Below are 11,317 nucleotides of genomic sequence, written 5' to 3'. Positions count from 1 at the left end.
CGACCGCCGACTACTTCATAAACACATAGCTAACCAAATTCGCCCCCATCTGCAGTGCCTTTAGCCGGGTAGCGTTCGAATCATGATGGACATCCTGATCTTCCCATCCATCACCGAGATCCGATTCATACGAGTAAAAGCAGACCAGCCGGCCTTCGTAGATCAATCCAAAACCCTGGGGCGGCTTATTATCGTGCTCATGGATTTTAGGTAACCCGTTCGGAAATTCGTATTCCTGGTGATAAACAGGATGATCGAATGGCAGCTCGATAAAATCGAGCTCCGGAAAGACTTTTTTCATCTGCGGCCTGACAAAGGGATTGAGGCCATAATTGTCATCAATATGGAGGAAACCTCCGGCAATTAAATAGTTGCGTATATTCTGAGCCTCCTGGTCATTAAAATAAACATTCCCATGCCCCGTCATATGGATAAACGGATAATTGAAAAGTTCAGGGCTTTCCGCTTCAACAGTTGCGTAATCCGCGACAAGATTTGTCTTCAGGTTTTCGTTACAGAATTTGATCAGGTTAGTGAGAGAAGTGGGATTGGCGTACCAGTCGCCGCCTCCGTTATATTTCAATAATGCAATCTGAACTCCTTTTTGGGAATAAATGCCGGAAGGAAGCATGAAAATTGCAATAACCAGTAAAGAAAAACGATATGGCATCTCAAGATTCAATTATATCCCGAATGATTTCCGGATTTTGTCCACAGCATCCAGCTTTTCCCAGGCGAAGAAACTTACCGTTTTAAAATATTTTACTTTTCCTTTAATTTCACGCTGAACGGTGTCTTTGTCTTCAAAATAAACTTCAACTTCTTTCTCATAATGGTCCCTTCCAAAGTGGCCATAAGTGCAAGCAGGTTCAAAAACCGGGTTTTGAAGGCCAAATTTGCTGATGATTGCATAAGGACGCAGGTCAAACAATGTATAAGCAATTGTGGAAATCTCCTTGTCAGTCAATATCTTACCGTGTTGATTCCTTACTTTGGCCGTTCCGCTGGTGTTAACTAAAAATCCGACAGGTTCAGCAACGCCGATGGCATAAGCAACCTGCACCAGGACTTCATCGGCTACTCCGGCTGCGACAAGGTTTTTCGCGATATACCTGGCTGCATAAGCTGCCGAACGGTCAACCTTTGAAGCATCTTTTCCGGAGAAAGCGCCGCCTCCGTGTGCACAGCGACCACCATATGTATCAACGATGATTTTCCTGCCGGTCAGGCCGGTATCCCCATGCGGGCCTCCGATCACAAACTTGCCGGTCGGGTTGACCAAAAGGCGGTAATGCTCATTGAACAGTTTTGCAATCCTGTCCGGGAGCTGTTTGAGAATGCGGGGGATCAATATAGTTTTAATGTCAGTCTTGATCTTTTCCTGCATCTTCTCATCTGAATCAAATTCATCATGCTGAGTAGAAACCACAATGGTATCAATCCTGACAGGCTGGTGCAGATCGTCATATTCGACGGTTACCTGTGATTTGGCATCCGGCCGCAGGTATGGCATCAGTTTGCCTTCTTTGCGGATAGCAGCGAGTTCCTGCAGCAGGACATGGGCCACTTCGACCGGCATGGGCATAAAATTATCCATTTCATTGCTGGCAAAACCGAACATCATTCCCTGGTCACCGGCGCCCTGTTTGAATTTATCTTTATTTTTATCGACACCGCGGGCAATATCGTCAGACTGCCCGTGTATGGCCGAAATAACCGCACATGAATCGGCATCGAACCGGTATTCAGCCTTGGTATAACCTATCTTGCGGATTGTTGCCCTTACAACATCATCAATACTGACATATCCCTTTGTCCGCACTTCACCCGCGGTAACGACCAAACCTGTTGTCACGAGCGTTTCGCAGGCAACTTTGGATTCCGGGTCCCAGCGGAGAAATTCATCGAGGAGGGCGTCTGAAATCTGATCAGCCACCTTATCGGGATGTCCTTCTGATACAGATTCCGAAGTAAATAAATAGCTCATAATAAATGTATTTGTTGATTATTCTTGTTTATTTAAGGAAAGGCCTGATTTAAATATCAGGGCTGCAAAGCTAAAAATAAATTAAATATAAATCAGTTTTGGGTCAGGATTTGAAAGACCTCCTCCAGCCTGAGTTCTTCCTTATTCAATGAAAGAATGCCTGAATCCTTGTTTACGGCAAGTTTGAACAGATCTTCACGGATATCCCGGGAAGCCTCGGTTTCTATGACCCAGGTGTTTGGATTTAACTGATCCAGCGATGAAATTCCAGAAAGATGTTTTAAATCCTCTTTTGTAATCTTTCCGCTGAATTCCACCGTGATCCGGTTTTTATTCCGGACGGTGCCGGCCAGGTTCCTGGTTGCATCATCTGCAACGATTTTGCCTTTGTGAATGATGATGGCGCGGTCGCAAATGGCTTCCACTTCCTGCATAATATGCGTGGAAAGCATAATTGTTTTCTTTGTGCCTATTGACCTGATCAAATTCCTGATCTCATGGATCTGGTTGGGATCAAGCCCAGAGGTCGGTTCATCCAGGATGAGGACCTCAGGGTCATGGATGAGTGCCTGGGCCAACCCGACACGCTGCCGGTAACCTTTGGAAAGTGCGCCGATCTTTTTTTTCTGCTCCAGAGCCAGGCCTGTCAGTTCAATCATTTCTGCAACCCTTTCCTTGATATTTCCTTTGATTTTATGGATCCCTGCGATAAATTCCAGGTATTCCCTTACATACATTTCCAGGTATAGCGGGTTGTGTTCGGGAAGATAACCAACTTTTTCCCTGACCTGAAGAGATTCTTCAAAAATATCATGGCCACACACACTGACTTCACCTTCTGTAGGAGGGATGAAACAGGTGATGATCTTCATCAACGTAGACTTGCCGGCACCGTTTGGACCAAGCAAGCCGACAATTTCGCCCGGTTTTATTTCAAAACTCACATCATCCAGCGCACGCTGCCTGCCATATAGCTTGATGACTTTCCTGACTTCAATTGACATTCCTTTTGCTGTTCTGTAATGGAACGAAATTAATAAAATAATTATATTTACTTCTTATTAATATCACTTCCGAAGTTGTTAACCTTTGCCAAAATTATTTCTATGATTAATCTATCTCAACGGTTAATTATCATAGTTGTTTTATTGTTAACCATTTTTATAAAACATGCTAACGGACAAGCAGATTCTACGCTTGATTTTCCCGATGATGGTTCCCATTATGATTGTAACCTGATACAAGGATTGCCATTGGTGCATGTCAATGATATCTTTGAGCTGAATCCACAGATGTTTAACGCATCTAAATTCGGTTCTTTTTATAGCAATGGTTTCAGCATATCGGATAATTACACCTGGTTCGATGGGGTTCCGGTCAGATTTGCGGAAGAAATGCCTTTGAGATTGATTGGGTCTGCGAAATTCGATTCTTTTGAAGATTATTTTGACCATGGAAATAGTCTGACCGGCTTTTGCAATTTTTTGCCTACTTCATCTCCTGACAGTTTTTCCTTTAGGATCGAAAGTAATATCACGCTTCTGCATAAGCAATTCAATGATAATGATCTGCAGCTCATCCTGTCAGGTCCGATCAGGTTTAACAAGTCTGGTAATAAGGGAAATGTTTCATTGAGCTACCTGTTGGCATCCAGGCTGTTTTCTTCAGCGGATGCTTATCCTTCATATATTTCCCGCGATCATGCTTCTGACGAATATCTTGATTTCCTGGCCGACAATCCGCTAAGAGCAGCAGGGGAATGGGACGGAACATATGAGAATGCACTTTATACCGAAGCTCCTGATGCAGTGAGTTCTTTCTTTAATACCAATGCCGCGAAAAAGGGATATTCGCTGTACGGCAATCTTCAGGCTGATTTTCAGAACGGAATGAGCATAAAACTAGGTACCTATACGGTATCCAAAAAAGAGATAATTCCTATCTATGAGAATTATTTTTTCAACCAGAATGGAAATCCTGAAAAATCAACCATTTATTCGAACAATTACCTTCGGTTTGAGCAACAGGTTAATACCGGTGCATCAGTCCGGTTTCATTACCAGGTGCAGGGACAGTATTCCTATTATCATGCAGTGACCCAGGACCCGAATTACGGCAAGGATTATTTCAGCTATGGCTATGCAGGTAAATTCGATACTTATAAAACACCGACTTTTCAGATAGGTTCCGATTCCATTAATGGAAATTTTTACGATGAGGCCTGGATTCTAAATTCCTGGGATTATGACACTTTGGTGGAATTCTCACCGGGGGATCTGAATCCCGGGTTGGCCGCCTATACTTCATCTTATTTTTCAATTTACGAGGGTGAGCCAATAGGTAATTATCAAAACCTGGACCAGGTACAATTGGGGGGTGGCCTGCTCAACGGTCAACGGCCAAATAATGTCTACGGCCTTTATTACAACGCCGGTACTGTTTACAATGAATATTCCGTTAAGGATCAACACCAGGTCAAAATCTTTGCGAGCGGTGACCTGATTATTGGCAAGCATAAGATAAACCTTGGATTTCAGTTCAACAGGGACTCTTATTCATCCTATCAGATTCATCCAACCGGTCTTTGGTCACTAATGAGGAGCATCACCAATTTTCACCTGCGGGAATTAGATTTCGAACATCCGTATGTCCACGAAGGTGATTTACTTGATACTATTTATTATAGCAGGAAATATGATGAGATTTCGCAAAGAAATTTTGACTTTAATCTGCGCAAAAAACTTGGCCTGCCTACCGATGGACTCGAATTTATCGACATTGATTCCTATGATTTCAGTACTAATTCGATCAACTATTTTGATAAAGACGGTGTAAAACATACTGTAAATTGTGGGCAGGAGTTATTCTCTATTGATATGTTCACCGCGGATGAATTGCTGAATGACGGTATTGGTTCCTATGTCGCATACGTTGGTTATGATTATGTAGGAAACCGGATTCGGAATAAAGTGTCTTTTGATGATTTTTTCACAGCCAAAGATAACCAGGGTGAATATACGCGGCAGACAGGCGCCTATGTTCCGATGAACTATTCTGCTTATGCCGACTATCAGCTGAATCTGAAAGGTTGGTCGATCATTGCCGGTTTCAGGATAGATGCCTTTGATGCCAACCAGCAGGTACTGAAAGATCCTTATTTATTATATGAAGCCTATACAGCCGGAGATTTGGCCGATATTCCCGGATTTTCCGTTGAGCCACCTACGGGAATCGGCAATAATTTTGTGGTTTATGTTGACAATTTTTGGAATCCTACTCAAATTGTGGGATATCGTGATGGTGATCAGTGGTACGACAGCAATGGAGATCCTATAAGCGATGCTACCGAACTGGATGTTGGATCCGGTGTTTCCCCTTATCTTATTCATCCCGAACAGGAACATGTAACTACTGATGTTTTTACCAGGAATAAGATTTATTTTAATTTTTTACCCCAGATAAGCATTCAAAAGAAGTTAAAAAATTGGCTGCTTCTATCATTTCGATATAATTCGGCTGTCCGGAATCCAAATCCGGAAATAACCTTTTCCGATCCTGCAACTTATTATTTTTTTGACAATCTATCAGGTTGGATTCCTAACGGATCCCTGAAACCTGAAAGAACAGACAAGTTCAGGGCCGGATTTTCGGTTTTGCCTTTTCCGGGATTTCTTATTTCAGCTGAAGGATATGTGGATTATTTAAATAATATTATCTATCTTACCAGAAGAGTCGGCGCTTATCCTAAAGATTATAGTTCTTTTGAAAATCTTGATGACCCTTTCATCCAGTACGGCGCAGACCTGGCCATAAGCCGCAGATCGGGTAAGACCTCCGGGTTTAATTATGGACTTACTTATCATTTATTGTTCAACAAAGATAATCCATCATACCACCTGTATGATTTTCTTGTTCCCAAAAACCTGGTAAAAGGTTACCTGCAGTTTAATACAGGATACGGAAATGATTATATGGGGCCTTCCGGATCAGTTAATTATTCGCTTTTTAGTAGCATCGGCCTGGGGGTGTATGGCCATTTTCACTCCGGGGTTTACTATATGAAGACTAGAAACCCCGATGGTTCCTCATACACTTTATACACTCATTCTACGACCATGCCGGCACAGGCATACCTTGACTTAAAGATTGAAAAGGGATTTCATTTTAAAAATGACAGGTACATGCTGAACTTGTACTGCACGATTCAGAATCTTTTCAATTCAAAGATAATTTACAAGGTCTATCGCTATACCGGGAAACCAGATGATAACGGATATCTTTCTGCCCCGGAAAGCCAGAAACAAATTTCCGGGGCTCTTTCCGAAGAGTCTTACCGTTATTTATACGCCAATTATATCAATGATCCGCGGAATTATGGCCTGCCCAGGAGGACAACTTTCGGGGTAAGTTTTAGTTTTTAGTCCAATAATCCGTGTAAATCCGTTGCATCCGTGTTTATCCGTGTGCCATATAAAATAGCACACGGATGACACGGATATTACGGATGACCACTGATATTTCTTTCCCGGAAATACCACAAACCTATACCTGCCAAGATAATCAACTGTCCAATTCCAAAAACTACCCAGTTGAATTCCTGCGGCACATAATGTGTTGCAAATTCAATAAGCCGTCCGGTATCTTTAGGGAAGAAGATTTCAGACACTGAAAAACTCGGATGTAAGAAACTGACGTAATCTTCAATATAAGACCAGAAAACAATAAGTGATCCTGCTGCCAGCATTATCCATTCCCGCATCTTAACCGGCCATAGCTTATCCTTTGACTGGAAATACCAGATCAATACTCCAAAGATTATCATGGTAATGGCATTGATGACTGGCGCCAGGACGGGCCCCACCCAGGTTGTCGGCAACAGGAAAAGAATATCCCAGGTAAAAAGGCTTTCTGGCCATCCCAGAAGAAGTTTCAGGAAAATATAAAAGAAGATGTCCCATATGCCAAAAGCAAAGATGAAGAACCCGAACTTTTCTAACCTTGTCCTCCCTGCAATAAATCCAACAGAGCCCAGCATGACCAGCGTTGCGAATTCCCTGAAAATTTCAGTTAATGCGATATGCATATTCATTATTTTCAGCGGAAATGCAAATCCTTCCGGGTAATAAATCTCCCTGAGATAAATAACCACGGAGCTTTCCATGAACCCCATTGCTACCGCGAAAAAGGTGACCGCAATGAAGACTGCCAGAGAAATTCTTTTCATAATCTGCTAACGGATTGTGCCCATTTTTATTACAATTTCGGGTCCCCTCCGAAATGTCTTTTCTTTGCAACAAAAGCACCAAAACACTAAATCTCACCACTAGCATTTTTTGGCAATAAAAAATGATCGAACCATAATCGAGTTGTATTTGTACTCCGATATGCCTGGGAAATATGTATTATATTTACTCTCATATTATGGCCAATATCTTTGAAAATGAAAAAATTATCAAGATTAATGATAAATATTGCGAACTGGAATTGGGATAAAATAGCCAATATATCTGTGGTTATAGGAATATTTATCGCAATATTTACATTTATTAATTCAAATAAGCAATTTAAAGAGAGTTTAAAACTAAGTGAACAAATATCTAGAAAGGACAGTATTCTTTTTGCTAAGCAGCTTGAAATTTCCCAAGATCCAATAATCAGAATCCTTCCTGAAAATGAAATTTCTGGCGATATTGCTAATTTTAATCTCCATGTGAAGAATTATGGTATCTCCGAATTAGAAAATATTCAAATATTTGTCGATTATTTTGTAGCACTTAGCCAAAAAAGCAAAGAAATAACATTGATAAGTTTTGGCACTATATCAACAGCACCAAATACTTATATTTCGACACTTAAAGCAAATGAAATAAATGACTTCACAATTTCATTTAGCAGTACTCTAAAACAAATGTCTGACTTCTATTCATCCCCCAATTTAAAAGGCCAACGAATGGAATTGGTTAGGTTTATAATTAAATATGACAGAAAAATTGATGGCAAAAGATATATATAAAAAAGTCTATATCATTGCAGGACACGGCGATTATTTGTTGGATTTTAATGAAAGAGGAATTAGCACTCCGTTAATATTATTCACTTTAGATGATATTAAAAGGATCTTAGGGATAACCGAATAAAAAATACTGGGCGAAAGACGCGCAAAGGCCAGCCCGGGCTTCACAATTTGGAATTGCCGGCAGATTCCCGCTTTCGCGGGAATGACGCAGTGGGAGAGGAAAAACAAACCGGCGCGGCACACCTCTGTCAATATTTTAAGGCGTGCCGCGCCGTCTTCTAATCCCCCGTGATCCCCGTCATTCTCGCGCAAGCGGGAATCTATTTGCAAACTGTATCTTTAGTATTAATTTTACACGGTCCAGACACTACTTGCCTGGCGCTAATTTCTTTCTTTTGAAGTATGAAACTGACAAATAAAGCAATATTAATACTGATTATTATAGTAGCTGCGGCGTTAAGGTTATATCATTTAACTGAAATTCCTTATACGTATGATGAATTCAGCGCTCTTTTCCGGACCCACTTTGATAGTTTTTCTGAGTTAATTGAAAAAGGAGTAAAAGTCGACACGCTTCCTGCGGGCATCCAGGTATGGCTCTATTTCTGGACAAAATTATGGGGATATTCCGAATGGATCGTGAAACTGCCATTTATCCTTTGCGGGATTCTATCGGTTTACCTTATATATCTGATTGCCAGGAAATGGTATAATGAAACGGTCGCACTAATCTCAGCTTCATTTCTTGCAAGTATCCAGTATACTATCATGTACAGTCAAATTGCCCGGCCGTATTCGAACGGGCTGTTTTTTTCATTGTTGATGGTCTATTTCTGGACTAAAATCATGCTATCCCCCCAAAAAAGGTTCTGGCTGAATAGTTTCCTTTTTATAATATCAGCTTCATTATGTGCATACAATCACCACTTTAGCTTATTGTTTGCCGCTATTGTAGGTGTAAGTGGATTATTTTTTATACGTAGACAATATTTACTGAAATACATAATCAGTAACGTTATTATCATGTTACTGTATATTCCTCATATTAGGATATTATTATACCAGTTAAACATGGGTGGCAATGAAGGATGGCTGGGAAAAATTAACAATGACTTCATTTTAAATTACCTTGGTTATACCTTTAATTTTTCAGTAATTTCTTATGTGCTTGCCATATTGCTAATCTTATTTGGCTTCTTAAAAATAAAAAAGCAGGATATTAACTATCACCACTTTATATTGTTTGCTTGTTGGTTTTTCATCCCTTTTTTAATTGGATTTTTTTATTCAAAATATGTTAATAATGTCCTTCAGTATTCTGTTCTGATTTTCAGTTTCCCGTTTTTGTATTTTATTTTGTTTGGTCATATAAAACCTCAGAAAACAATAATTAATCTACTGCTTGTTCTGGCTATCCTGTCTATAAACATTTATTCTGTCATAATTGTGAGAAAACATTATACTTTGTTCTACAATGCGCAGTATATAAATGTTTTAACTGATCATCAAAAGGCGATAAACTCATATATAGGTATTGCATCAATCATTGATTCAGATAAAAACATATCCCGTTATTACTTTGAAAATTTAAAAATTGATACGAACTTTATTTGGTTTGATTCTTTTTCTACTATAAATAATCTTATCACTTATCTTGAGAAGCAAAGCCAATTATCTGATTATCTTTATTTTGGTTGTTTATCCTACAATAATCCATTATCTGTTCCAGTAATACAGGACTATTACCCTGCTATAGAAGTGCAAAATAACTATGCAGGCGGAACAAGCTTTATATTTTCGAAAGCAGTAAAGAAAGAGAATAATATTATTGAATATCAGGATTTTGAAATTGAAGGGAAAAAATATTGGTCTTCAATCGATAAAAGAAAAAATGTGGATTCTATATGGTTTTCAGGAAAAACATCTTACTTGATTGATGATAAAACAAAATGGTCACCAGCCTATTCAAGATCATTAAAGGAGATAATTTCAAATGAAAATGACTTTATAGATGTATCAGTTAAAACCTATTTACTTGATAAACATAATGATGCTATCCTCATAGCTTCTTTAGATTCTAAGGGTAAGAATATTTATTGGGGAGGTGCACGATTCGATTTGTTTTATTCAGACGAGGAAGCAAATAAGAATTGGACTACGATTCATTACTCCCTCAAGCTTTCCGATATAAATATAAACAGTCAGGATATTCAGTTAAGGATTTATATCTGGAATAAAGGCAAGGATAACTTTTTGATTGATGATTTTACAATAAAATTAAGAAAGGGAAATCCGGTGGTTTATGGCTTAATTGAAAAGTTATAGAAATGATGTTTTAATTTTTTTATCCGCCTTCATTTGTTAAAACCAAAATTTCATTCTATCTTTGCACCCCATTTTCAGAAGGTAATCTTTAACTATTGAAACATAGCCATCGATGGATACTTTGAGTTACAGAACAATCAGCGCTAAGAAGGAAACCGTTGTCAAAGAATGGGTTCTGCTGAATGCTGAAGGACAAGTGCTGGGGCGACTGGCATCGCATGCGGCCAAGATGCTGCGTGGTAAAAATAAGCCTTATTACACCCCTCACGTTGATTGTGGTGACCATGTGGTGATCATCAATGCCGAAAAAATAGTGCTTACCGGAAATAAAATGACTGGCAAGGAATACGTTACACACAGCGGCTATCCGGGTGGTAAGAAGATCCATTCACCGGCGGAGTTATTGAAGAAAAGGCCAACTGCAGTGGTTGAGGAGGCAATCCGGGGAATGCTGCCAAGAACAAGATTGGGCAGGGAAATATACCGCAACCTTCACGTTTATGCCGGCCCGGAGCATCCTCACCAGGGCCAGTCACCAAAAGAAATTGATATCAATACCATTAAATAGTCAATATGGAAGTCATTAACGCAACCGGAAGAAGAAAAACAGCCGTTGCCCGAGTATACCTTAAAGAAGGAACAGGACAGGTTACTGTTAACAAGCGTGACGTAAAAGATTATTTTCCGACATCAGTTCTTCAATATACGGTCAAACAAGCCTTTGAGGTTACTCAGACTGAAAATAAATTTGACATCAACGTCAATCTCGACGGCGGTGGTTACAAAGGCCAGGCTGAAGCGCTCCGGATGGCTATTGCCCGCGCACTGGTCAAATTAAACCCGGAGTTTCGCAAGGCATTAAAAGATAAAGGCCTCTTACGCAGAGATCCCAGGATGGTTGAAAGGAAGAAACCGGGCCAGCCAGGCGCACGGAGAAGATTCCAGTTCAGCAAACGTTAACGGATCGCTCCCCCGAAAAAGAGTGTTTA

General features: G+C 40.1%; 9 protein-coding genes. 5 read left to right on the top strand and 4 right to left on the bottom strand.

Features of this window, described 5'->3' with window-relative positions; all coding sequences use genetic code 11:
* Positions 1 to 10: 10 nt before the first annotated feature.
* The 3 genes from M0Q51_00230 to gldA form a co-directional block, all read right to left on the bottom strand.
* On the bottom strand, positions 11 to 670 hold the full coding sequence (locus M0Q51_00230) for a DUF4159 domain-containing protein (protein MCK9398405.1): 660 nt from the start codon (positions 668 to 670) through the stop codon (positions 11 to 13).
* 12 nt (positions 671 to 682) lie between these two features.
* On the bottom strand, positions 683 to 1,987 hold the full coding sequence (gene metK / locus M0Q51_00225; GenBank protein MCK9398404.1) for a methionine adenosyltransferase: 1,305 nt from the start codon (positions 1,985 to 1,987) through the stop codon (positions 683 to 685).
* Between the two features lie 92 nt (positions 1,988 to 2,079).
* Positions 2,080 to 2,991: a gliding motility-associated ABC transporter ATP-binding subunit GldA gene (gene gldA / locus M0Q51_00220; GenBank protein MCK9398403.1), complete on the bottom strand. Its 912-nt coding sequence runs from the start codon at positions 2,989 to 2,991 to the stop codon at positions 2,080 to 2,082.
* 102 nt (positions 2,992 to 3,093) lie between these two features.
* On the opposite strand from gldA, the gene M0Q51_00215 reads away from it, so the two are divergent.
* Complete coding sequence (locus M0Q51_00215) at positions 3,094 to 6,408, top strand: hypothetical protein (GenBank protein ID MCK9398402.1); 3,315 nt, start codon at positions 3,094 to 3,096, stop codon at positions 6,406 to 6,408.
* 77 nt (positions 6,409 to 6,485) lie between these two features.
* On the opposite strand, the gene M0Q51_00210 is transcribed toward M0Q51_00215, so the two are convergent.
* Positions 6,486 to 7,211 (bottom strand): hypothetical protein, encoded by a 726-nt coding sequence (locus M0Q51_00210; GenBank protein MCK9398401.1) that lies wholly within the window; start codon positions 7,209 to 7,211, stop codon positions 6,486 to 6,488.
* 216 nt (positions 7,212 to 7,427) lie between these two features.
* Between M0Q51_00210 and M0Q51_00205 the strand changes: the two genes are divergently transcribed.
* The 4 genes from M0Q51_00205 (at position 7,428) to rpsI (ending at position 11,288) form a co-directional block, all read left to right on the top strand.
* Positions 7,428 to 8,000: a hypothetical protein gene (locus M0Q51_00205; protein MCK9398400.1), complete on the top strand. Its 573-nt coding sequence runs from the start codon at positions 7,428 to 7,430 to the stop codon at positions 7,998 to 8,000.
* A gap of 1,074 nt (positions 8,001 to 9,074) precedes the next feature.
* Entirely contained in the window at positions 9,075 to 10,328 is a 1,254-nt protein-coding gene (locus M0Q51_00200; protein ID MCK9398399.1) for a hypothetical protein, read from the top strand.
* A gap of 112 nt (positions 10,329 to 10,440) precedes the next feature.
* Positions 10,441 to 10,896, top strand: a complete 456-nt coding sequence (gene rplM, locus M0Q51_00195; GenBank protein MCK9398398.1) for a 50S ribosomal protein L13 — start codon at positions 10,441 to 10,443, stop codon at positions 10,894 to 10,896.
* Between the two features lie 5 nt (positions 10,897 to 10,901).
* On the top strand, positions 10,902 to 11,288 hold the full coding sequence (gene rpsI, locus M0Q51_00190) for a 30S ribosomal protein S9 (protein MCK9398397.1): 387 nt from the start codon (positions 10,902 to 10,904) through the stop codon (positions 11,286 to 11,288).
* Positions 11,289 to 11,317: the final 29 nt, after the last annotated feature.

The organism is Bacteroidales bacterium, from assembly GCA_023229505.1.
Taxonomy (GTDB): Bacteria; Bacteroidota; Bacteroidia; order Bacteroidales; family JAGOPY01; genus JAGOPY01.
This window is presented reverse-complemented; position numbering and strand designations above follow the sequence as displayed.